The organism is Streptomyces sp. P9-2B-2, assembly GCF_030406865.1.
In the GTDB taxonomy this organism is placed as follows: domain Bacteria; phylum Actinomycetota; class Actinomycetes; order Streptomycetales; family Streptomycetaceae; genus Streptomyces; species Streptomyces platensis.
In genome coordinates this window covers 1,505,852-1,528,582 of record NZ_CP129126.1, presented here as the reverse complement: position 1 = coordinate 1,528,582, position 22,731 = coordinate 1,505,852, and the positions used below count along the sequence as shown (strand labels likewise).

Annotated in this window: 20 protein-coding genes and 1 pseudogene; 15 read left to right on the top strand and 6 right to left on the bottom strand. The window is 69.4% G+C overall.

Annotated elements, in window-relative coordinates; all coding sequences use genetic code 11:
- Nucleotides 1-57: 57 nt before the first annotated feature.
- Nucleotides 58-1,482, bottom strand: coding sequence for an MFS transporter (locus QT196_RS06475; RefSeq protein ID WP_248001048.1), 1,425 nt, complete (start codon nucleotides 1,480-1,482; stop codon nucleotides 58-60).
- A gap of 337 nt (nucleotides 1,483-1,819) precedes the next feature.
- On the opposite strand from QT196_RS06475, the gene QT196_RS06470 reads away from it, so the two are divergent.
- The 4 genes from QT196_RS06470 (at nucleotide 1,820) to QT196_RS06455 (ending at nucleotide 5,598) form a co-directional block, all read left to right on the top strand.
- Nucleotides 1,820-2,248: a hypothetical protein gene (locus QT196_RS06470; protein ID WP_290354533.1), complete on the top strand. Its 429-nt coding sequence runs from the start codon at nucleotides 1,820-1,822 to the stop codon at nucleotides 2,246-2,248.
- 268 nt (nucleotides 2,249-2,516) lie between these two features.
- Complete coding sequence (locus tag QT196_RS06465; protein WP_168478038.1) at nucleotides 2,517-3,437, top strand: peptidase; 921 nt, start codon at nucleotides 2,517-2,519, stop codon at nucleotides 3,435-3,437.
- Nucleotides 3,438-3,599: 162 nt separating this feature from the next.
- Nucleotides 3,600-4,352 carry a hypothetical protein gene (locus QT196_RS06460; protein ID WP_290354532.1) on the top strand — a complete coding sequence of 251 codons (753 nt, stop codon included), beginning with the start codon at nucleotides 3,600-3,602 and terminating at the stop codon, nucleotides 4,350-4,352.
- Nucleotides 4,353-4,785: 433 nt separating this feature from the next.
- Nucleotides 4,786-5,598 carry a tRNA-dependent cyclodipeptide synthase gene (locus QT196_RS06455; RefSeq protein WP_290354531.1) on the top strand — a complete coding sequence of 271 codons (813 nt, stop codon included), beginning with the start codon at nucleotides 4,786-4,788 and terminating at the stop codon, nucleotides 5,596-5,598.
- Between the two features lie 72 nt (nucleotides 5,599-5,670).
- Here QT196_RS06455 and QT196_RS06450 read toward each other — a convergent pair whose 3' ends face one another.
- Nucleotides 5,671-6,168 carry a GNAT family N-acetyltransferase gene (locus tag QT196_RS06450; RefSeq protein WP_290354529.1) on the bottom strand — a complete coding sequence of 166 codons (498 nt, stop codon included), beginning with the start codon at nucleotides 6,166-6,168 and terminating at the stop codon, nucleotides 5,671-5,673.
- A 361-nt stretch (nucleotides 6,169-6,529) separates the two neighbouring features.
- Between QT196_RS06450 and QT196_RS06445 the strand changes: the two genes are divergently transcribed.
- Together QT196_RS06445 and QT196_RS06440 are read left to right on the top strand one after the other, a co-directional pair.
- The gene (locus QT196_RS06445) at nucleotides 6,530-7,330 is read left to right on the top strand and encodes a serine protease (RefSeq protein WP_168478034.1); all 801 of its coding nucleotides are present in this window, start codon (nucleotides 6,530-6,532) and stop codon (nucleotides 7,328-7,330) included.
- Between the two features lie 21 nt (nucleotides 7,331-7,351).
- Nucleotides 7,352-8,158 (top strand): serine protease, encoded by an 807-nt coding sequence (locus tag QT196_RS06440; RefSeq protein WP_168478033.1) that lies wholly within the window; start codon nucleotides 7,352-7,354, stop codon nucleotides 8,156-8,158.
- A gap of 63 nt (nucleotides 8,159-8,221) precedes the next feature.
- On the opposite strand, the gene QT196_RS06435 is transcribed toward QT196_RS06440, so the two are convergent.
- On the bottom strand, nucleotides 8,222-8,965 hold the full coding sequence (locus QT196_RS06435) for a DUF4232 domain-containing protein (RefSeq protein WP_290354528.1): 744 nt from the start codon (nucleotides 8,963-8,965) through the stop codon (nucleotides 8,222-8,224).
- 290 nt (nucleotides 8,966-9,255) lie between these two features.
- On the opposite strand from QT196_RS06435, the pseudogene QT196_RS06430 reads away from it, so the two are divergent.
- The 4 genes and pseudogenes from QT196_RS06430 to QT196_RS06415 all read left to right on the top strand — a co-directional run.
- A pseudogene (locus QT196_RS06430) lies at nucleotides 9,256-9,511 on the top strand (helix-turn-helix transcriptional regulator); the annotation flags it as partial.
- Nucleotides 9,512-9,804: 293 nt separating this feature from the next.
- Nucleotides 9,805-10,629 carry a hypothetical protein gene (locus QT196_RS06425; RefSeq protein ID WP_168478030.1) on the top strand — a complete coding sequence of 275 codons (825 nt, stop codon included), beginning with the start codon at nucleotides 9,805-9,807 and terminating at the stop codon, nucleotides 10,627-10,629.
- 20 nt (nucleotides 10,630-10,649) lie between these two features.
- Nucleotides 10,650-11,312, top strand: a complete 663-nt coding sequence (locus tag QT196_RS06420; RefSeq protein WP_168478029.1) for a class F sortase — start codon at nucleotides 10,650-10,652, stop codon at nucleotides 11,310-11,312.
- A gap of 160 nt (nucleotides 11,313-11,472) precedes the next feature.
- Entirely contained in the window at nucleotides 11,473-12,681 is a 1,209-nt protein-coding gene (locus tag QT196_RS06415) for a 4-hydroxybenzoate 3-monooxygenase (protein WP_266736364.1), read from the top strand.
- Nucleotides 12,682-13,029: 348 nt separating this feature from the next.
- Here the strand turns inward: QT196_RS06415 and QT196_RS06410 are convergent, their stop codons facing one another.
- Complete coding sequence (locus tag QT196_RS06410) at nucleotides 13,030-14,250, bottom strand: serine hydrolase domain-containing protein (RefSeq protein WP_168478027.1); 1,221 nt, start codon at nucleotides 14,248-14,250, stop codon at nucleotides 13,030-13,032.
- 324 nt (nucleotides 14,251-14,574) lie between these two features.
- Between QT196_RS06410 and QT196_RS06405 the strand changes: the two genes are divergently transcribed.
- The 4 genes from QT196_RS06405 to QT196_RS06390 all read left to right on the top strand — a co-directional run bounded on the left by QT196_RS06405 (nucleotide 14,575) and on the right by QT196_RS06390 (nucleotide 17,712).
- Nucleotides 14,575-15,399: a hypothetical protein gene (locus QT196_RS06405; RefSeq protein ID WP_290354527.1), complete on the top strand. Its 825-nt coding sequence runs from the start codon at nucleotides 14,575-14,577 to the stop codon at nucleotides 15,397-15,399.
- A 60-nt stretch (nucleotides 15,400-15,459) separates the two neighbouring features.
- Nucleotides 15,460-15,783 (top strand): putative quinol monooxygenase, encoded by a 324-nt coding sequence (locus QT196_RS06400; RefSeq protein ID WP_168478025.1) that lies wholly within the window; start codon nucleotides 15,460-15,462, stop codon nucleotides 15,781-15,783.
- Between the two features lie 831 nt (nucleotides 15,784-16,614).
- Nucleotides 16,615-16,785: a hypothetical protein gene (locus QT196_RS06395; RefSeq protein ID WP_168478024.1), complete on the top strand. Its 171-nt coding sequence runs from the start codon at nucleotides 16,615-16,617 to the stop codon at nucleotides 16,783-16,785.
- 282 nt (nucleotides 16,786-17,067) lie between these two features.
- Entirely contained in the window at nucleotides 17,068-17,712 is a 645-nt protein-coding gene (locus QT196_RS06390; protein WP_266736368.1) for a LysE family translocator, read from the top strand.
- Nucleotides 17,713-18,087: 375 nt separating this feature from the next.
- Here QT196_RS06390 and QT196_RS06385 read toward each other — a convergent pair whose 3' ends face one another.
- Entirely contained in the window at nucleotides 18,088-18,720 is a 633-nt protein-coding gene (locus tag QT196_RS06385) for a hypothetical protein (protein WP_290354525.1), read from the bottom strand.
- 93 nt (nucleotides 18,721-18,813) lie between these two features.
- On the opposite strand from QT196_RS06385, the gene QT196_RS06380 reads away from it, so the two are divergent.
- Nucleotides 18,814-19,062 (top strand): hypothetical protein, encoded by a 249-nt coding sequence (locus QT196_RS06380; protein ID WP_290354524.1) that lies wholly within the window; start codon nucleotides 18,814-18,816, stop codon nucleotides 19,060-19,062.
- A gap of 30 nt (nucleotides 19,063-19,092) precedes the next feature.
- Here the strand turns inward: QT196_RS06380 and car are convergent, their stop codons facing one another.
- Nucleotides 19,093-22,614, bottom strand: coding sequence for a carboxylic acid reductase (gene car, locus QT196_RS06375; protein ID WP_290354523.1), 3,522 nt, complete (start codon nucleotides 22,612-22,614; stop codon nucleotides 19,093-19,095).
- Between the last annotated feature and the right edge of the window lie 117 nt (nucleotides 22,615-22,731).

The window sequence follows — 22,731 nt, the reverse complement described above, 5'->3', positions numbered from 1 at the left end:
GCCCCGTCTCCCGGAGCGTCCCCGGGCCCGCCACGCCCCCGCCGTACATCAGGTTTCTCAGGCCCCTCCGGACGGTACGGCCGTCGATGCCCCGCCGTCCGGACCGGCCGAACCCGCATCGGCCGTACGGCCCCCACCGGGCACCGCGCCGCCGTCCATGTCGGCGAGGTCCCGGCTGCGGGTCTCCCGCGCCACACCCACCGCGACCAGCGTCAGCAGCGCGGCCGCGATGACGTACAGCGCGATCGGCGTCGGGCTGTCGTAGTCGGCGAGCAGCGCGGTCGCGATCAGCGGGGCGGGCGCACCGGCCGCGACCGACGAGAACTGGGCGCCGATCGAGGCGCCCGAGTACCGCATCCGGGTCGCGAACATCTCCGCGAAGAAGGCCGCTTGCGGCGCGTACATCGCACCGTGGAAGACCAGCCCGACGCTCACCGCGAGCAGCAGCGGCCCGAACCGGCTGCTATCCACGAGCGCGAAGAACGGAAATGCCCAGACGCCGACGCCGACCGCGCCCAGCAGATAGACCGGCCTGCGCCCGATCCGGTCCGAGAGCGCGCCCCAGGCGGGGATCACCGCGAAGTGCAGCGCCGAGGCGAGCAATACGGCGTTCAGCGCGGTCTGCTGCGACAGCGCGGTGTGCGAGGTCGCGTACACGAGCACAAAGGCCGTGATCACGTAGTACGAGATGTTCTCGGCCATCCGCGCCCCCATCGCGATCAGCACATCCCGCCAGTGGTGCCTGAGCACCGCCACCAACGGCATCCTCTCCACCGCGGCACCCTCCGCCCGCCGGGCCTCTGCATGCGCCAACGCGGCCTGAAACACCGGCGATTCATCCACCGAGAGCCGCACCCACAGCCCCACGACCACCAACACGCCCGAGAGCAGGAACGGCACCCGCCACCCCCAGGACACGAACGCCGCATCCGACAACACCGCCGTCATCACCGACAGCACCCCGGTGGCCAACAACTGACCCGCAGGCGCCCCGGTTTGCGGCCACGACGCCCAGAACCCGCGCCGCCGCGCGTCCCCGTGCTCCGACACCAGCAGCACCGCGCCGCCCCACTCCCCGCCCAGCGCGAACCCCTGCACCAGCCGCAGCGCGGTCAGCAGCACCGGCGCCGCCGTGCCCACCGTCGCATGCGTCGGCAGCAACCCGATCGCAAACGTCGCACCCCCCATCAGCAGCAGACTCACCACCAGCAACTTCTTGCGCCCCAGCCGGTCCCCGTAATGCCCGAAAACCAACGCCCCGACCGGCCGCGCCGCAAACCCCACCGCATACGTCAGAAACGCCAACAGCGTCCCGACCAGCGGATCCGACCCGGGAAAGAACAGCTTGTTGAACACCAGCGCGGCAGCGGACCCATAGAGGAAGAAGTCGTACCACTCCACGGTCGTGCCGATGAGACTCGCGGCAACGATGCGCTTGAGCCGGGCGGGTGGCGGTGGGCTGGCGGTCGCGGGGGAGGACATCGGCACCACTTCCAGACGAGGACGAAGACGCTTCGTACCGCCACACCGTAGGAACGCCCAGCCCAGACGCACATGTGGCCGACCACCACACTTCGGGGGCGGAGGGTGCGGGCGGGGACCATTTCGGGGGTGGTGGGGGAGTGGGGGGCGAAGTGGGCGTCAGGACCACTGGATTCAAGTACGGCGATGAGGGCCACCGTCCATGTCCTATTCCGGCCACCCTCATGTCCGCCAATGACCGGTTCTCGCCTGGTTGGGAACGGGCGCTACTGCGAAGCTCATGGCTTCGCAGAAGGCCCTATGCCGGATAAATGGTTCTTTAGGGAAAGGAATCCGCATGCGCGTCAGACTCGTTACGGCCGCCGTGGCTCTCTCCGTCGCACTGGGTGGCACCGTCCTCGTCGCACCCGCCGCTCAGGCCGCGGCGCACCGGCCCTCCGCCGTGGTGGCCAAGGCGGCCGCGGCCGGCTTCAACGTCGGAGGGATCTGGACCCTGCACCAGAGCAACTCGGCCAACGCCACGCTCTCCGTGACGCAGGACGGCCAGGGCGAGCTCACCGGCGTTGCCAGGACGGGGAGTGCGACGACGGGCACCATCGAGGGGTTCGTGGACGGTTCCTACCTCTCCTTCGTCATCGCCTGGAGCGACGGATCGAGGGGTCGCTACATAGGCTCCCGCGGCGCTGACGGCCGCCTCAGCGGCGTCTCCACCGACCTGGCACATCCCTCCAGCCAGGCCACGTGGTACACCACTTGGACGTTCTGACGCCCCATACCTCCCTGCGTGGCCCCGGTGCAGTTGCGCCGGGGCCACGCCTCGTCCGTGGCCGGCCGGAGCGGTCCGTTGGCCGGAGCGGTCAGCGACCGGAGCGGTTCGGGTCGGCCGCTCCGGGTGCCGGGGCGCGATACATCGGGCATCGCGCATTTATGTCACGGATCATCAACAACGCAACCAAATAGGTGGGTTGACCTCTCTTGCGGGGTGAACTGACCACCCCTGTCCGCTGCCTGTGCCAGCCGAGGAGACACCTGCCTTGTCCGAGACATCCACTTCCGCGATCCGGCGCCTTCGTGGGCGGGCCACGGGACTCGCAGTGGCCGGTACGGCCCTCGTCCTCGCTGTCCCGATCCCGGCGACGGCTGTGACCGGCCCGGCCCCTGACGCCTCGGCCGACCCGGTTTCCGTCCTGTCGTACACCGCCAAGGAGCGCCAGGAAGCCCTCGCCTACTGGACGCCCGCCCGCATCAAGGCCGTCGGGAAGTCCGTGGACCTCGGTCCGACCGGGCCGAAGGCCAAGCCGTGGCGGGGCACCGCTCTGAAGACCGTGGGGCGGCTGTTCTTCGTCAACGCGAATGGCGCCGATACCTGGTGCACGGCCACGGCCGTCAAGAGCGCCAACCGCTCCGCCGTGATGACCGCTGCACACTGTGTGCGCCGGGGCTCCTCTCCCTTCAACACCCACATCGAGATGGTGTTCGTCCCCGCCTACAGCAAGGGCAAGATGCCCTACGGCGCGTTCGCGGTCCGCACCGCCGTCACCCCGCGCGCCTGGGAGAACGACTCCACCGACGACCTGTCCACGCTGGTCGTCGACGCCGACAAGAGCGGCCGTAAGCTCACCGACGTCGTGGGCGGCCAGGACATCGCCTTCAACCGCCCCGTTGGCGGCACCATCTCCGCGTTCGGCTACTCGGCCACCCGCCCGCAGCTCGGCGAGGAACTCCTCCACTGCGTCGGTACGGCCAAGGAGAAGAGCGGCGTACAGGCCATCCCCTGCGACATGAGCGGCGGCTCCAGCGGCGGCCCGTGGCTGGCCGACTTCAACGCCACTACCGGCAAGGGCACCCTGGTCTCGGTCAACAGTGCACTGGACTCCCTGACACCGACCGAGATGCAGGGAGAGGTGCTGGGAGCCACGGCCAAGAAGGTGTACGACCGGGCCCAGCACAGCTGACGCAGGGGCGCGGACGCCAAGGTCAGGCCACGGATCGCCGGACCGTAGGACGCCTGCGTCGTCGACCGTGACCACGAGTCGCCGCCCAGGTGGTGACAGGCAACCGTGCGGTGGTGTGCGGCATCTCCATGGGCGATATTGTTCGATCGCCGCGGAGGAGCGATGAGCACAGCGCGGATACGCCACGTCACGCCCCTGGTCCGTGGTGCGGGCTCGCCGGGTGCTGCCCTACGGGCGGGGGCGTTGGCGATCGTGGTGGCGGGTGCGGCGGTGCTGCTGGGCGGATGCCAGGAGGGTGATGCGCCCAGGAGTGCCGGGCATGCCACTGCGCTCACCGCGCCGCAACGACTGTGGCCCGATCGGAAGGCCGCGCCGCCGCCCTCGCCGGCCACGGGTGGGCAGGAGACGCCGCAGTCACTGACCGCGCTGCCGCGGGTGCCGTCCGGGGACATCCGGAAGGTCTCCACGGGCTCCGTTCTCCTGGCGCAGATCGACGCGGATACCCGTAGCTACATGTCGATCTACTACAAGGACGAGGAGCGCAGGATCCGCGCCTGTGCTGCCAAGCCGGGCTCGCGGTCCTGTCCCGTACGGGCCCCCGAGTACCACGACCTGACCGGCGACGGGAAGGACGAGCTGATCGTCGGCGTCGAGCGGGAAAACCACTTCCTGTTTCTCTACGTCTACACGCTCAAGAACGGGGTGGTGACCAAGATCCTGGGCGCCACCGGTTACCCGCAGTCGGTGGAGATCGCCGACCACAAACTGGTTGTCCATGAGCCCAGGGCCGCGCCCGGTGACGAGTTCCGCATGGTCTTCGCGTGGGATGCGCGGCACCAGGCCATGACGCTGAGGGACCTGGGCAACGGCCGGTGGCCCCCGGCCTCGGCGCTCCCTTCGCCTTCGGGGCGGTGAGCTGTGCGTAGTCGTCGGGCGAACTCTCCACCTCCCGTCCGGACGGGCATGGGCGACCGACCGCGAAGGCGCCGGCAAGAGCAGGGGTGTCGGCGAATTGGCGCCGCCGAGTTCCCGGTCACCGAACTTCCCTCCCCGTGGCGGGAATCCGCTGTACCTCGGCCGCTGTTCCATGCCGCTGATTCACCACCGTGCGGCGCTTTTCGGTCACTGTGGTGTGGCCCCGGAGGCACGGATGCGGGCGGCCCTCGAACTCCTGGATTCTCTCTCGGAGCTGCTGGTTCATCAGGTGGCCGTAGCGGGGAAGAAGCCCGGTGACTCGCTGATTGCTGCATGATCGCCTGGCTCAAAATCTTCTTTGTCGAGCCGTTTACCGACCGTACGGTGGGTTTCGCTAGTCACCAAGGGAACATCTGTACGGCCAATTCAGGGCGTGTTGCAGTGTGACCTCACCGCGGCCTTTGTCGCCTGCCTACCCCACGAACTGGTTGGTGTGATGCCGTCCGAAGCAGCCTCCCCGCTCGCCGTTCCGAAGCAGACCTCTCCGCCCTCGGGGAGAGGGCGGTACAGGACCGGCATCTCGTTTGTCTCGCCGATTTCCCGCCTTCATGACTTCGAAGCGCACAGCAGTTGTTTCCTGGGCATCAGTCTGGAGAACAGCAGCTTCCGCCCGGCCAAGGTGCGGAGCATGGCGCAATGGATATCCAGGAGATTTCCGCGATGCACCGTGCTCGTCGGTGACAGCATCCACCGCATCACCGTGGAGTCCACCCGCGGCCTGCGCCCGCCGGAAGCCCTGGCCGAAGGACTGCGCCTGGGACGGGAATTCATCGACGACCAGGCTCAGATTTTTCACGAATTCCAAGAGCGCACGGACTTCACCTTCATCAACTGCAGCGAGGTGCAGACCTGGGACAGCTACCAGAGCTATCACCGGATGCTCCGGGACTACTTCGGCCAGGACGCCGGGTTCCGCACCTCTCTGGAGGCGTTCGGCCGCGGCTATCACAGCAAGAATTCGGGCGGCGCCCCGGAAGCGGAACTGGAACGGCGCATCCAGCGGTCCTTGGACTACTTCCTCGAAGAGTTCGCCATATTCTGCTGCCTCAAAGACAGGGGCCTGCCGGTCATGCTCTACCCCGGATCGTTCGGCACGCTCTCCGAAATCGCCGCGGGCGACCACGAGGGAGCGCCGAAACCACTGCGTGATCTCATCGTGGTGTCCCTTCAACTCCGAGGCCGGTGACGGTGTTTGCGGCACGCCCTGCCGACGGGCCTCTGCGGCCCATCGGCGTGCCCAGGCACCGCCTCGGACGTGTCACGAGGTGGGCGGCAGCGCGAGCCAGTCATGCCAGGTGATGTCGCGGCCCAGGTAACGGGGCTGCTGGAAGGGCCAGTCGGCGGCGATCCACTGCGGCACCAGCGCGTCGAGCGCGCGTTCCGCCTCGCCGCCGACGAGGTCGTCCACCACCCACCAGGAGACCTCTCCGTCGGAGCCGGTGCGCTCGGGCGGGTCGATGTAGACGCAGCCGAGGATCGCCGTCTCCTCCTCGTCCAGCAGCGCGTAGTTGAACGACTGGTGCGCGGCTATCTCCCTCTCGTGCCGCAGCAAGTCGATGCGGTCCGCTTCATAGGTCATCGTCTCCGCGGGCCAGGCCCAGGCCGGGCCGAAGATCTCCCACAGGCGTTCACGGGAGCCCATCACGGCGGGGTAGTCGAGCGGGGTGTCCGCCTCCCGGATCGGCCGCAGGTGAAGCGTGGTGTCGGGCACGGGCACGTACACGGGGTGGACGAAGTCGTCAGGCAGCCAACTCATAAGGGCTGAGGCTACAACCGGTCGGTGTGGCGGCCACGGCGGAACCGTTCGACGGTCGTGCGGAGCAGTCCGATCTTTCTCATGCATGGTGTGCGTGGTGGTGAACTTGGGCGAGGTTGGCCAATAAGCGGTGTTCGGGCTGTGGTGGTGGGCCACTTCGGGTCGAGACCAGCCGGTAGCGGGCCGGCGTGCCCGGTCGTGGGCCTCAGGTCGTCGAGGTCTCGGCGCTTGTGTGGCGCAGCGCTGTCAAGAGGTCCGGGCTCCGGTCGGCCATTTGCGGGTGGCGGGGATGGGCAGGCAACCGCGTTGCGGATCGGGGCCTCTCCATGGGCGACTTTGTTCTCTCGCCAATGGAGGACTGATGGGTAAGGCGAGAACACCCCGTGCTGCCTGGGTGGGTGTGGTTGTGGCGGGGGCGGCGCTGGTGGCGTCGGCTGCCCCGCCCGCCGCCGCGGTGGTCGGGGGAGACCGGGCCGAGATCAAGAAATATCCCTGGACCGTGGCGCTGACGTCGCAGGACGTGAAGGAGCCGGAGTGTGCGGGCACACTCGTCGCGCCGCGGAAGGTGCTGACCGCGTCCCACTGCGTGAGCCCGGCCACCGTCGATGGTGTGCGGGTGGTGGGCGGCCGGGAGGACCTACGGGATACCCGTAAGGGCACCGTGCGCAAGGTGACGAAGCTGTGGATCCACCCCAAGGCCGATACCGAAGGGCACGGCGCCACCTACGCCCACGACCTCGCCGTCCTCACCCTCAACGCCCCTATGCCGTACCGCACTCTGCCGCTCGCCACCCCGGCGCAGCAGAAGCTGTACGAGGAAGGCACGCCCAACCGGGTGCTGGGCTGGGGTTCCACAACGGGCCGCGACGACGACACCCGGGTGCCGCCGTTGCAGACCGCGCTGATCCCCAACAGGGGCGATGAGCAGTGCATCACGGCGTACGGCACCCTTAGGTACCGCTCGGCGTACACGATGTGCATCGGCTATCCGGCGGGCGGCGTCAGTGCGTGCTCCGGGGACAGTGGGGGACCGGTCGTGGTGCGGGGGCGGCTCGTAGGGGTCATCAGTGGGGGCGGCAGTTGCACCAGCCGTCTCTATCCGGGAGTCGCGGTGAAGTCGGCTTCCTACTACTCGCTCCTCCAGAGCCAGATCGCCGGTTAGGGGGTGGGACGGAGTATGCGGATGACACGGCACAGCTACCTGCGGTGGCCGGTTCTGGTGGGGCTCATGGTGCTCGTCGGGGCCGGCTTCGCCGGGCTGCCGGCACCCACCGCCCAGGCCGTCGTCGGAGGGCAGAAGACCACTACGGCGGCGGCACCCTGGGTCGTCGCGATCAATCTGTGGCGGCAGACCGACACCTACCCGCGCTCGGGGCAGTTCTGTGGCGGCACCCTCGTCACGCCGACGAAGGTTGTCACCGCGGCCCATTGCGTCGTGGACGAGGCGCCCACCGATCTGGGGACGGTCGCCGGCCGTACCGACCTCCGCCGTCACGAGGGCCGGATGCGCAAGGTGACCAAGGTCTGGATCCATCCGCGGTTCGGCCGCCATCTGGAGAACGATGTCGCCGTCCTCACGCTCGACAAGCCGATGCCGCCGCAGTACACCCCGCTGCCGATAGCCACCGCCGCCGACACCGGGCTGTACCGCCCCGGTACCGGCGCACGGGTCTACGGCTGGGGCCTGCTGGATTACGAGAACCGGTCGGCGAACGCGCTCCGGGCGGCGCACCTGCGGGTGCTCCCCGACCGGACGTGCCAACGGCTCAACCCCGGGGGCGACTTCGATCCCACGATGCACGTCTGTGCCAACAATTCCGTCACCGGCGCCCATCATGCCGAGGGTGACAGCGGCGGCCCGCTCGTCGCCGGTGGCAGGCTGATCGGGATCGTCAGCTGGCTGGCCAACAGCGACGCCGCCACACCGACGCCGGGCGTCTACACCCGGGTCGCGGCCTTTTCCCGTGAGATCGCCAAGCAGCTGGGGTGAGGGAGGCGTGCTGAACGGGGCGGTGGCCGGCCGCCCCGTTACGTCAGCGCGCCATTGGCGTGATCAGTAGGTCAGTGCGTCGGACGCCGAGTTCTGCCAGTAGGTGACGGCGGCGTTGTCGTCCTTGTGCGTGTTCGCGGGCAGGGTGAGCTTGGCGGGGGTGCCCACCGAACCGGAGCCGTTGCGCGGAGCGAAGTGCACGGTGAGGCGCTGGGCGGTGCGGCCATGGGTGTCACCGCCGGGCTCGCCGCTGAGCTGGATCGCGGCGTAGGCGGACCGGCCAGGGGCGACGGTCACGACGGCCTGCGGCTTGCTGTCCTCCATGATCCGGGTCACCGACTGGTCGTCGTCGAAGCCCAGGAGGGGCGCGGAGTAGGCGTAGCAGGCGCGGGATCCGGTGTTGGTGATCGTGAGGAGCAAGTGATTGATGGGACGCTTGACGTTGCTGACCACGGTCTTGACGGTCGCTCCCGTACAGGGACCCGACGGGCCGCTCCCGGCGCCCTGGTTCGCCCCGCCGCCGGTCTTTCCGCCGCCCTTGCCCTGACCGCCGGAGGCGCCCTGCCCGGAGCCAGGCCCGGAGCCGGACCCGGACCCGGAAGACCCGGAACCTTGGCCCTCGGCCTTGCCGGTGCCGCCGGTGCCGCCGGTGTCGCCGCCCGGCTGGCTCGGGGCGCCGGATTCCGGGCGTGCCGCGGACTGGCCGCCGGACGCCGCATCGCTGTCGCTCTCGCAGGCGGTCAGGGACAGGCCGGCGAGAACGACGGCGGTGGCGGCGGCTGCGGTACGGGATCGGATGGTGCGCATGGTGATTCGACTTCTCCTAGCAAGGGTTTCAATAGCGAATGATCAGCGAGATCACCACCGCGGCACAGATGATCAGCACGGCGACCGCGACAACATCGCTGATACACCAGCGGGTTCGCATGGCATCTCCCGTCTCGGTGGTGCTGCCCACAGCCTGCGCGGCGGGCGCCCGGGTGCCAACCGATCCCGGACAATGAGAGAAGCCGGAACGCTGAAACAGGTTCTGACCTGGGGAAACGACCACTGCCTGGAATGCTTTCCTGGAACGGCGGAACGAACAGGGGCGCACGGTGGGGACGGAAACGGCGGAGTTCGCACGGCAGTTGCGTCGGCTGAAGGAGCGCTCCGGCCGTAGTTATGGCGTTCTCGCCGGGCAGTCGCATATGAGCGTGGCCACGTTGCACCGGTATTGCCACGGTGATGCAGTGCCGAGGGATTTCGCTCCCGCCGACCGTCTCGCCAGGCGGTGCGGGGCGCCCGCCGGACGAACTGGTGGAGCTGCACCGGCGCTGGATCCTCGCCGACGAGGCCCGCAGGCGGAGCCGGGGAGGGGCTACGGGAGCCACCTCGTCCCCTCAAGCGTTCGGCGGCTCCCTGGGCGCCTGCCACTGTGCCGAGCTGCCCTTCGTCTGAGCAGTCTCAGCAACTGCCCCTGAGAACGCCGGGGAGGCGCCGTCGCGGGCCCCGGCGAAGGCCGCCAAAACTTTTTTCAATCCACCACCAATCCGCGGGCGTTGCGGCTCCGAATGACGCGTGACACCTCGCCGAGGTGTTGCTGTCGAACCCGGACGACGTGCGGTCCCCCCTCCTCCGCGGAGGCCGCCGGAAAAGGAACGATCGTGATAGCCAAGCGCACCCGCCACCTCGCCGTAGTCGTCGCTCTGCCCGCCGCCCTGGCCCTCACCGTAGGCGCCTCGTCCCAGGCCGTCGCCCAGGGCACCGGAGCGTTCCAGATCAACCTGGCGCAGCTGAACAACTCCGGTTCCAAGGGCACGGCGATGCTCAGCCTCCAGGGCAGGCAGCTGACCGTGAAGATCGAGTCTGAGGGGCTGGTGCCCGGCCAGCCCTCCGCTCAGCACCTCCACGGTTCCACCGACGGCCATGACTTCCACTGCCCGGACGCGAGCGACGACACGAACGGTGACGGCGTCCTCAACAACACCGAAGCCACGGTCGATTACGGCAATATCAACATCTCGCTCACCACCAAGGGCCCCACGGACATGATGAGCGGCCTCGCCGTCGACCGCATGCCCGTGGCGAACGCGCAGGGCAAGCTCTCCTACGAGCGCACCATCCCGGTCTCCCAGGACGTGGTCGACCACATCAAGGACCTGCACATCGTGCAGCACGGCATCGACCGCAACGACAACAAGAAGTACGACTTCGAGGGGGCGGGCAAGAGCGAACTCGACCCGAAGCTCCCCCAGGAGGCCACCGCCCCGACCAACTGCGGTGAGGTCCTGGGTGCCGCGGTGGGTTCCATTCCGGTCGGCGGTGTCGAGACCGGCACCGGGCCCGTCGAGGAGGACGGGGTGCCGGCCGCTGTGCTGGGTGCGGGCGGGGCCGCCCTCGTGGCGACGGCCGGGGCGCTGGCCCTCGTACGGCGCCGGAAGAACGTCCTCGCCGCCGGGCGGGCCGGGGACAACGGGGCCGCCGCGTGAACCGCCGGTACGAGGACACCATGAGCACCGTACGCCGCCGGGGCCACCGCGCCACCGGCTACGCCGTCGCCGCGGCCCTGTCGGCCCTGCTCCTCGCCGGGTGCGGAGGGCAGGACGCGGCGCCGCCCCGGTCGCTCCCCGCGGGGCAGCCGCCGGCTGACGGCGGCGGGCAGTCGTCCGACGAGGCGGCGCCGGGCGGCGGCTCCGGGAGCAAGGCGGCCGCCAGTATGCCGAAGTCGGCTCCGCAGCGGCTCTCCATCCCGTCGCTCCAGGTCTCCTCCACGCTGGAGACACTGGGACAGCAGAAGAACGGTGCCATGGAGACGCCCCGGGACCCCGACAAGGCGGGCTGGTACCAGCCGGGGCCCACGCCCGGCTCCCAGGGACCGGCGGTGATCGCCGGCCATGTCTCCTGGAACGGCAAGCCGTCGGTGTTCCAGAAGCTGTCGTCGATGAAGCGGGGGGACACCATCGAGGTGTCCCGGCAGGACGGGAAGACGGCGAAGTTCACCGTCGACCGCATCGCCCAGTACCCGAAGAACAAGTTCCCCACGCTCGAGGTGTACAAGAACCTCGATCACGCCGGTCTCCGCCTGATCACCTGCGGCGGTGAGTACGACAAGGGGCAGCACTACTTCCCCGACAACGTGGTGGTGTTCGCCAGCCTCACGGGCAGCGCGTAGACCGGACGCGCGCCGCACCGGCCGGCGGTCCGGCGCCCCGCACGGGTGACCGGGCCGCTCGCCGGTGCCCTGGCCGTGCGCAGGGGCGCCGGACCGTCTCTTCGGGGCAACCGCCATACTGCCAGCGATCTTTCCTCGCCCCCGAAGGGAACCTCGCGACGTGTCCTCCACCGCCCCTCTCCCCGTCACACGCACCCGCGTCGTCATCATCGGCGCCGGTCCCGCCGGGCTCACCGTGGCGAATCTGCTGCGCACCGCCGGAGTCGACTGTGTGCTGCTGGAAGCGGAGAGCCGGGAGTTCATCGAGCAGCGGCCGCGGGCCGGGTTCATGGAGGAGTGGGTGGTGCGCGCACTGGCCCGGCACGGGCTGGCCGATCGACTGCTCGAACGGGCCCCCACACAGGGCGAGTTCGAGTTCCGGTTCGACGGGGAGCGGCACACGATGCGGACCGGGGAGCTGTCGGGCCGCCGGCACTTCGTCTATCCGCAGCCGCTCCTGGTCACCGACCTCGTGGCGTCGTACGTGGACCGGGCGGGCGGCGAGGTCCGCTTCGGGGTACGTGAGGTGGCGCTGCACGACATCGACAGCGACCGGCCGGCGGTGTCGTACACCGATCCGGTGACCGGTGCCCGGCACCGGATCGAGTGTGACTTCATCGCCGGCTGCGACGGCGCCCGCGGGGTGTCCCGGGCGGCCGTCCCCGACGGCCGGGCGGACTTCACCCGCCATGACCACGGCGTCGCCTGGCTGGCCCTCCTCGCCGAGGCACCGCCGTCCGCGGACGGTGTGATCTTCGGTATCCACGAGCGCGGGTTCGGCGCCCATATGGCCCGCAGCGACCGGGTCACCCGCTACTACCTCCAGGTCGCGCCGGGTGAGGACGCCGGGAACTGGTCGCATGACCGGGTGTGGGACGAGCTGCGCGTCCGGCTCGCCGCGGACGGCGCCCCGCCGCTCGCCGAAGGGCCGGTGATCGAGAAGGTGGTCCTGGACATGCACAACTATGTGGTGGAGCCGATGGTGTTCGGCCGCCTTCACCTGGCGGGTGACGCGGCGCATCTGGTCGCGCCGATCGCCGCGAAGGGCATGAACCTCGCGATCAATGACGCGCTGCTGCTCGGCGACGCGCTGATCGCGCACTACGACGGCGACGACAGCGGGCTTGCCGGATATTCGGAGGCGTGTCTGCGGCGGGTCTGGCAGTACCTGGAGTTCTCCGAGTGGCTCTCCTATGTGTTGCACGGTGCCTCGTCCGGTGACCGCTTCCGGGCGGGCACGGCGCGGGCGCGGCTGCGGCGGCTGCTGGGGTCGGAGTCCGCGGCGAAGGCGTTCGCCGGGCTGTACATGGGCGAGGAAGCCGATCTGTGACGCCCCGGCGGACCGCGCGGGCGGTCCTTCCGTGGGGTGACTCACAAACCGGGGTGGGGTGGGATCCCGCGGACCTGGGTACGCGGCCTCGTGATCGCCGGGCGAGATACCGTTGAGAAGTGGTAGAAATTCGGCGAAAAGCATCGCTGAGTGAGTGAGGAGGCAGACGTATGTCATCGAAGCGCCGTCGTAAGAAGAAGGCACGTCGCAAGAACGGTGCCAACCACGGCAAGCGGCCCCAGTCCTGAACGAAGGCTGTGACCGGACCTCGCCGATGGGGTTCTGGTGGGCTCCGCGTCTCCGCGTTTCAGCGGACGCGCGGAGCCCACAGTGCTGTGCGGTCCCCGTTCACGCCTTCGTCAGGGCCTCGGCTATGCGCTGGGAGACCTGTGCCTGGGTGGCGTCGCGCCGGGTCGGGTTGAACGAGAAGACCACGCGGCGCTGTTGGTCCCGGGTGGCGAACATGCCCGAGCTGTAGCCGTACCGTTCGCCGGTCTTGCCCCACAGGGTGATGCCGTTGAGCGTGAAGGTCTGGAGGCCCGCGGCATAGCGGGCCGGGGTGCCGTCCACCATGCGCACCTCGTCCGGCGGCAGGGTGAACATCCGCTCCAGCTCATGGGGCGGCAGGAGTTCGCCCGAGAACAGGGCGGTGAGGAAGCGGTCCAGATCGCCGGTGCGGGAGATCATCTCGCCCTCTCCCCAGGCAGCCGACTGGTCGAACCTGGTGATGTCCAGCAGGGAGCCGTCCGTCATCCTCATATAGCCGTGCACATGCGGCCGGTGAATCCGTGGGTCGTTGCCGGGCACGGCGGTGTGTCGCAGGTCCAGCGGACGCAGGATGCGGTGCGCGACCGCTTCGCCGTAGCGGCAGCCCGTCAGCCGCTCGATCAGCAGGGCCAGCAGGACGTAATTGATGCCCCGGTACTCCTGCTTGGTGCCGGGGGTGAACTTCATGGGGCCGTGCGACACCCGCGCCACGAGCTGCTCGGGCGTCCACCGGTCGTAGCGGTGCCGGGCGATGTCCTCCGGGGAGGAAGGGTCGTAGGGCGGGTCCTGCTCGTCGGGCAGCCCGCTGGTGTGGTTCAGCAGCTGTGCCACCGTGATCGGCGGGAATCCCGACGGCAGCAGACCGGGCAGCAGACGCTGAACCGGCTGCTCCGGCGACAGCCGGCGCTCGGCGGCGAGCTGGAGCACCACCGTCGCCACGAACACCTTGGTGATGCTGCCGATCCGGAAGGTGTCCCGCTCATGGACCGCGCGGCCGGTGGCACGGTCGGCGAGGCCCTCGGTGCCGCACCAGCGCCCGGCCGAACCGCTCACCCGCAGCTGGGCCGCGGTCAGCTCCGGATGCTCCAGATCGGCGAGGGCGGCCCGCAGCGCGGGCACGTTCAGCGGAGGGACGGGGGCAGGGGCGGGGGCGGACGGGTTCCGGCGGGCCGGGCCGCCGCCCGACGACAGGGCCGGGCCCGGACGGGACGCGGCACCGGCCGGGCCCGCCGTCGCGGCGACCACCGCGCCGGACAGTGCGGCCCCCACAACTGCCCTGCGGGACAAGGGAGAAAGGCTCATGTCGAACAGCTTCGCGCCCGCGCCCCGCGCCGTCGTCAGGGGTCACCCTGACCCGCCCCTGAACCACCCCGGAGACACGCCCCGAGCCCCCCGGGACGCCATGCCCCGATGCCCAACCGGAAACGTCGCCGGAACGCCCGCCCGAGCACTTCTCCCGCGCTGGACACCGCGCCCGGCGCCGCCCCGCTCCCCGCCGTGGTGCCGCACCGCCCGTTTCACCCGCCCCGTCCGCCCCGTCCACACCGCTGACGCGCCCGAGTAGAGGGAGCCCAGGCGGCGGTCTAGCGTGGAAGGGAGTTCCGCCTCGCAGGAGGGGCTGTTGCCATGTCCCAAGGCCGGACGGACACCGCCTCCGGTGGCCGGCTGTCGCATTTCCTCGACAGCCCCGTCATCGGAATGTCGCCATGGATTGTGATGTCGGTCCTGGTCGGGCCGGGCCGCTTCGAGCTGGCCGTCGCCATAGCCCTGGCCCTTGCCGTGGCCATCGTCATCGTCGGCCGTATACGCCGTCCCGGGTCCTCCTTCAAAATTCTGGAGATCGCCGATGTGGTGTTCTTCGCGGTGCTGGCGGTCATCGGCATTTTCGCCTCCCCGGGCACGCACAGCTGGCTGGAGAATTATTCGGGCGAGGTCGCGAGCGTCGCCCTGATGGCGATCGCCCTCGGGTCCATGGCGTGCCGGGTGCCGTTCACCCTCCAGTACGCCCGGGAACAGGTGCCCCGCGAGTTCTGGGGCGAGCCCAGTTTTCTGCGGACCAATTACTACATCACGGGTGCATGGGCCGCCGCATTCGCCGTGGCGGCGATATCGGGGGCCTATGGCGACCTCGTGCTGCACAATTCCAATAACCCGTGGACCGGCTGGATCATCCCCATCGCGGCCATCATCGCGGCCTTGCAGTTCACCCAGTGGTACCCGGACGTGGTGCGGGCGCGTTCACTGCGTGAACGGGGCCTGCCCGGCCCGCCCGAACCCCCGCTGAGCAGCCTGCTCATCCCGCTGGCGGGCTATCTGACCCCGGTGGGCATCGTGGTCCTCGTCAGCGGTGCCGGGCCGGTGTGGCTGGGCGTGGCGCTGATCGTGCTGGGCATAGTGCTCGTCAAATCCCTGAGCCGCGAGAAAGAGGCCGAGCCCGAGGTATCGCGCTGACCCGAGGTACCACGGTGAGGGGTTGACGGCACCGGGTGCCACGTGATCTAGAATCGCTGAATGATCTTTATCGTCGTCAAGTTTCCCGTGAAGCCCGAGTGCGCCGAGGAGTGGCCGCAGCACGTCGCCTCCTTCACCGAGGCCACCCGCGCCGAACCCGGCAACCTGTGGTTCGAATGGTCCCGCAGCATCGAGGACCCGAACACCTATGTCCTGGTCGAGGCATTCAAGGACGATGCCGCCGCAGCGCATGTCAATTCCGACCACTTCCGCACCGCCATCGAGCAGATGCGCCCGCTGCTGCGCCGCACCCCCGACATTGTGAGCACCACCATCGAGGGCGCGGACGGCTGGAGCGCCATGGGTGAGATCACCATCGACTGAGCACCGGCGACCGGCTGAACGGCCGTCGGCTGGAAGGCGATCGTCGCCGACCGCCGCGCCGAGCGGGAGCGCGTACGTCGCGGGCAGCGGCTGGCCGCCGGACCGTGCTCGGAGCACGGCAGCCAGCCCTGCCCGTCCGGCGTGTGCAACAAATGCGAGCCCGACCGCACGATGGCCACGTCCCAGCTCAGCGCAAGGTGGAGGGCCCGCCGCGTGGTTCCTGCGGCGAGTGCGGCTGCCGGACCTTCCTGGTCGGCCCCGCGCTCGAGGACGGCCTGTGCAAGCCCTGCCGAACCGAGGCAGCGGCGACAGTGGAGTGGCCCGCGCTCGTCGAAGCGGCTGGAGCGGCAACCTGCTCCGGTCTGGGTGGCGTGCGGTGCGGCCGTGACCCGCTGCCGCACCGCAGTGTCTGCGCCCGGCACCTGGCTAAAGAACTCGCCGTGACCAGTGCGGTGTCCTGATGCTCACCTCCGCCTGCGCGGAGAGCGCAGCGCAGCACTCGAAGCCTCCATGGCTGCGACCCCACGCGTCGCGTGACACGATCTGCCGGGCCCGATACAGATATCATGATCATCGAGTCGAGCATCTGGAGCGATTCGCAGCCTCTCGCCGAACTGACACCCGGTACGACCTCACACCGGACGGGCCCGACAGCATCGTCTCCACGGCTGCGTCGGCGGAACTGAACCCCGCTGACATCTGGGCCGCGGCATCGGCCCCGACGATTTGGCTGGCCCGCGCAGCATCCAGAAGCTAGTCGGACGCCGGCCCGACCTCGCGAGCCATCACAGCCCGACCACCGCTTACAGCCGTAGAACACCAAGGAGCCTCATGCCCCTCTCAACACCGCAGCCGCACAACACGATGGCTGCCGATCTCCCTCGCCCGGCGAAGCCCGACTACAGCAACGTCTTCATCGAACCCGTCTATGCGAACAACTTCAGCGAGGCCGCCCCGGAGGACGATCTCGACGTGCCTGCCACCTCCCGCGTCGGCTACTGACGACCTTGGGCGCAGAGCGGCAGCTCACGGTCCACCTCCGCTCGAGTGATGAGCACACCTCCGCCTGCGCGGAGAAGACCGGGGGAGTGGACGCTACGCCCGGCCCCTATAGGCTCACCTCCGCTCGCGCGGAGAAGACCCGTTCGACGCGCAGATGACGACGGCCCCCGGGACAGCGCCCGTCGGGCCGGTTTGATATCGGCATGTGGATGATCCTGGAGTGGACAGTCCGCCCTCTGTTTGTATTGGCCCCTGGAACGCATATCAGGAGGTGACGGGCGCATGGTGTCCACGGAGAGCATTCTCGCGTTCGCAGCGATGTCCCTACTGGTGATCGTGATTCCGGGGCCGAGCGTGCTCTTCGTGATCGGTAGAGCCCTTGCACACGGCCGCCGCACAGCGCTCGCAACGGTCCTCGGGAACTTGGTGGGTTCATACGTCCTGGTGATCGCTGTGGCGTGGGGCCTCGGCGCCCTGGTGGAGAGCTCGGCGGCCGTGTTCATGGGCGTGAAGATGGCCGGAGCGGCGTATCTCGTCTACCTCGGCGTGCAGGCGTTCCGGCACCGCAAACAGATGCGCGCGGCGGACATGGAGGCCCCGGCGGGTGAGCGGCGGGGCGACCTGCGCACGGTCCTGGACGGGCTTTTCGTCGGCATCACCAACCCGAAGGGAATCGTCTTCTTCGCGGCGGTGCTGCCACAGTTCGTGAACCACTCGGCGGGCCACGTCCCCCTTCAGATGATGGTGTTGGGCCTGGTCCCGGTCGCGATCGGCCTGGTCACAGACACCCTGTGGGGCCTGGGAGCGTCGGCGGCCCGTTCCTGGTTCGCCCGCTCGGACCGCCGCCTGTCGATGATCGGCGGGGCCGGCGGCTTCGCGATGATCGGCCTGGGTGTAACGGTGGCTGCGACAGGCCGCGCCGACTAGAGACTGTACGGCGGGTCTTGATCGGACAGCGTTGGCCCCGGCCCCAAAGCACTCAGGGCATTGATCGTTTGTACACACGCAATCGAAGGCCATGGACCGCCCTGACCATCAGCCACCGCCACTCGCCCGCAGAAGACGTGCACCCTGAGCACGACCGAGTGGGTCACTGCCGACCAACCTCCACCTGCGTGGAGAGCACCAGCTGACAGGAGAGAAGGCGTGCACCGTCTGCGGCTCACCTCCGCCTCCGCGGAGCGCACCGCAGCCGTCGCGCAGTGGGGCCCTGATCTCGATTGCCCGGCTGTGTAACCGGGCCCGCGTTTTCCCTGGTAGGCGAATCGCTCTGTGCACCTGTGTAGCGCCCCCGCCCATCCACTAACTCGCCTGCGGCCCGCCCTCGCCGTTCCTCCGACGCAGGGACCACCACCGTTGGGGAGGCGCCGGGGGCTCAAGGGCCGGGCGCAGCGCTTCATGGAACGCCGTCAGGGCCTGGGTGATCCGGTCTTCGTCTGCGTAGCTCTCGCTGATCGCCGTGAACACCTCGTCTGCCGCGGCCGCGAGTCCCGGTTCCTGGCGCCTCATCAGCGGCGTGACGGCCGTCCCCAGACGGCCAAGGGGTGCCGCCAGCGTCGCAGCCGATGCCGCGCTGTCCTGATCCCACTGATCGGTCGCGGTGTGCACGGCCTGGCTGGCCGCCATCACGGCCGGAAGCCCCCTCTGCGGAGACCCGATGTAGGCCGCGCCTACCCCGGCCACCACCCGCATGATGAGCGTCGCCCTCGCCCTCCATCCGCCATACAGATGGTCATGGGCATTGCCCGCCACCTTCACCGCCAGCACCGCCGCCACGAACTCGTTGGCCTGCGCTTCGAGGGCGGCCCGGTCCGCGGCGGCTTCCTTACGGGCCTCCGTCCGTCGGGTTCGTCTGTCGTTCTCCCACGCTCCGAGGAACAGGAGAACCACGGCGCCGGCCGCGCCGGGCACCGCGTTGAGAAGTGCATCGTTCATGTGCACCGGGACACCGCAAGAGGCCTGGAAGGTTCCAGCCGAACATCCGTCCACGAGACCGGGCCCCGCGCCCGCGCACGTAGGACGCAGACCGTGGCGGCGGGCCAGGCCGAGCAGGCCCACCGCGCTGACACCGCCAAGAAGTACCCCGGGATCCACGACGTCGAGACCAAAGCCCGCACCTCGTTCTGCGCCCGCGGCACGAGCTGTTACCTGCGGCGGAGGACGGTACAGGCAATGCAGGTGGTCACGTCGGCCCCTCTCGAAATGTTCTCACTGTGGCGGACCGACATCGGCTGGCCGGTCTTCCTCACCGGTGCCGCCGGCCCGGAGGCAGCGTGACGGTGCCGTCCGCCGACACGCAGGTGCGCGTCAAATCAGGTACTGCGCCCGGAGGTCAGCCACGTACTTGGTGATCAGGGCCGGTGACAGACGAGGGATGTCGTTCTCCTCGTCGAGGGCAGCGGCCCGTACCGCCGCACGGAACCGGTCCGCCGGCAGGGCGGACCCGGGCAGTGACTTCTGCGGCTCGGCGAAGGCGTGGAGCAGAGGAAGCAGCGAATGTTGCTTCTGGTGGTCGGGCAGGCCCCGCAGGGCGGTCTCGAAACGGTCGAGCCACTCGGCGTGGTCCTGGACGCGGGTCAGGGGGTGCCCGGCTGTTATCAGCCAGTCGACGAACGTGTCGAGGGAGATGCCGTCCTCGTGCGGGTTGACCACGTTGTAGGTCCGGTGGCCCTGTCGTGCGTCGTCACCCAGCGAGGTGATCGCCCGCGCGGTGAAGTCCACGGGGAGTGCGTCGTAGTGTGCGCTGCCGTCCCCCGTGTCGCGGGCGTAGAAGCTGCCGGGTGCGATGCCTGTCGCCAGCAGGCTCAGCAGGAGGCGGGTGAAGACGTCCGGGATGTTGAGCTGGCCGCGGTAGCGCGGGTGCGCGAGGATCAGGTTCGAGCGGAAGACTGCGACCGGCAGCCCGAACCTTTCGTGCGCCTCGTGCAGCAGCACCTCGCCGGCCCATTTGCTGGCCGCGTAACCGTCGGCGTAGTCACCTTCGAGGCCGCGTGTCCGGCAGGCGGTGCGGATGTCCGCCGACTCGTCGGCCGCTGACTCGTTCCCGAAGACGACGGCGACCGTCGACAGGTAGGTGAACTGCTTGATTCGGGAGGTGACCGCGAGCCTGATCAGTTCGGCTGTTCCCCGTACGTTGGGACCGAACAACTGGTCGTAGGGCAGGACATGGTTGACCAGTGCCGCCGGGTGGGCGATCAGGTCGACGGTGTCGGCCAGCCGCTGCCAAGTCCTGTCGTCGAGGCCGAGGTTCGGTTCCCCGATGTCGCCGGCGATCACGTGCAGATGCCGGGCGGCGAGCTCGTGGTAGCGCTCCATGAGTTCCGGGTCGCCGCTGTCGAAGGCCGCCTCCAGCCGTGCCCGGGCCGTCTCGGCGGAGGAGCCGCGGACCACGCACACCAGCGTGCCACCGCGCTGCGCCACGCGCTCCAGCCATTCGAGACACAGAAAACGGCCCAGGTAGCCGTTGGCGCCGGTCAGCAGCACGGTCCGGGCCTCGGGCAGCGGACCGGCCGGCCGTTCGGCCCGCCCGATGGCCCGTGCGTCGAGGAACGCGTCCAGCCGTAGGTCGGCCGCGTCGAGTCGCGTCGCGTCAGGGCCGTGGAGGCTGTCGGCGGTAGGGCGGAGGTGTTCCGACGCGAGCGCCCGCTCGATGTGGTCGGCCACCCGCCGCAGCGTGTTGACCGGGTTGATGACCACGTCGACAGGAACATCGACGCGGTAGATCTCCTTCAGCAACTGGGAGAACGACAGTGCCGTCAGGCTGTCACCGCCGAGGTCGAGGAAGCGTGCGCCGGGCTCCAGGCCGCCGTTCTGCTGCCCGAGGAGCGCCTGTGCGGCCCGGAGCACGGTTTCCGGTACGGGCTGGTCGGGGCCGAGCCGGCGCAGTGCTCGCAGTTCGTCGGCCTCGCGGTCGGTCAATTCGGTGTACAGCGCTTCGAGGTGCTCGCCGTAACGCTTCGTCAGGGCGGGCCGCAGCGGCTTGCGCATTCCGGAGAGCAGTCCGTTCTCCTGGGTGAACGGCTCGCTCTCGATGAGGAAGTCCCTGGGGATCTCGTAGGAGTTCAGTCCCGCCTCGGTGGCGAGTTCCTGCAGGGACTCCCGCAGGACCGGCCTGATGCGCCGGGGGTCCCCGTCGGCGCGGTCGAGGGCGTCCTGCGTCGGCACGACGACCGCGAGCAGGTAGGCGCGGGCGCTGTTGCCGTACAGGAAGATCTGCCGGACGACCGGACTGCCGCTCAAGAGCGCCTCCAGGCGGGAGACCGTGACGAATTCGCCCTGTGACAGCTTGAGGACGTTGGAGCGGCGGTCGACGTACCTCAGCGCGTCGGGGCCGACGCGGGCCATGATGTCGCCCGTGCGGTAGAAGCCATCCTCGTCGAAGGCCTCGGCGGTGGCGTCCGGGCGCCGGAAGTAGCCGGGGACGAGCCGGTCGGACCTGATCAGCAGTTCGCCCCTGGGGTGCGGTGAGTCGGTCGCGAAGTATCCCAGCTCGGGTACGTCGGCCAGCTTGTGGTCGGTCACCGGCGGGCGCAGCACCTGGCCGTCGAGGGAGACGATGCCGGCTTCCGTCGACCCGTAGCCGTCGGACAGCCTGACGTGGAGGCAGTTCTCGACGAACGCCGTCAGCTCGTCGCTCGGTGGAGCGGAGGCGGTGACGGCCCACAGGAGGCGGCCGCCCATGACCTTCTCCCGCAGCTCCTCCATCACCTGCTCGGCTGCATCGCCGTCCGGCTCGGTGCGGCGGGACAACTCGGCCCGGTAGTGCTGGAAGAGCATGTCGGAGATGCGGGGAACCATGAGGAACTCGGTGGGTCGGACCAGCGAGAGGTCTTCGAAGAGCGTCGACAGGTCGCTGGACGCCGTGAAGCAGGCGAGGCCTCCCTTGGCGAGCGTGCTGAACAGTACGCCCCTGCCCATCATGTGGCTCAAGGGCAGGTAGTTCAGCACGATGGAGGGCCGAACCGCTTGGCCGGGTACGAAATCGATCCAGAAGTGCCTGACCAGGCGCTCGGTGTACATGGCGCCCTTGGGGGTGCCGGAACTGCCCGAGGTGTAGATCAGTGCGCTGAGCGCGTCGGCTGCCGACCCGTCGGGAACCTCGGGGAGCGACGGCAGCGTCCTTCCCCGGTCGATGACCGATGCCAGTGTGTCCAGGGTGACGCCTCGGTCCTGCGCTGCGAGCCGGCCGCGCGCGGAGTCCAGCTCCTCCTGGTGGGCGGTGATCTCGGAGTGGTGGCCGATGAGGATGATCCGGCCCAGCGAGGGGGCGTTCGCCGCTATGTCGATCGCGACCGCCACGTGGTCGACGTGCGCCACGAGCAGGCGCGGTCCGGTCTGGTCGACGATGGGGGCCAGGTGTAACGCCGAGGTACCGGCCTGGAGGGGAACGGACACCATGCCGGAGCGGATGCAGGCCAGCTCCACCACGGTGTACTCGGAGCTCGTGGACCCGAGAACGGCGACGAGGTCACCCGGTCCCATCGCGTGTTCGGGGTGGTGCCGCCACTCGGAGGCCACCGCGCCCACCCGTTGCCAGAGTTCGCCGTAGGTGAGCGTGTCGAACCGCTTCAGCAGGCGCAGCGTGGTCCGGCCTGTCTCCGGGTCGGTAACCGGCTCGGTGGCACGCTCGCCCAGGGCGGGACGGTCGGCGTACCCCTTCATCACCGTGGCCACCAGGGCGGCGAGCGGCAGTCCGGGCCGCCGGATCGCCTCGGTGACGGCGTCCAGGGGCGCGGTGTCATGAAACTGCGCGTCGGTCGCGGACAGGTGGGCGTTGCGCCGGTCGGTACGTGCGTCGAGTTCTGCGGCGGGGGGTCGGGAGTGGGACACGAGTGGTCTCCTTTTCGGCCGTGAAAGCCCGTTCGGGTGGGCGGCGTTGCCGTGTGGGCAGGGTGTTCGTGTCAGCGCGAGGGCTGACGCAGCTGGCGGTCCTGTCCCGCGCCGTGT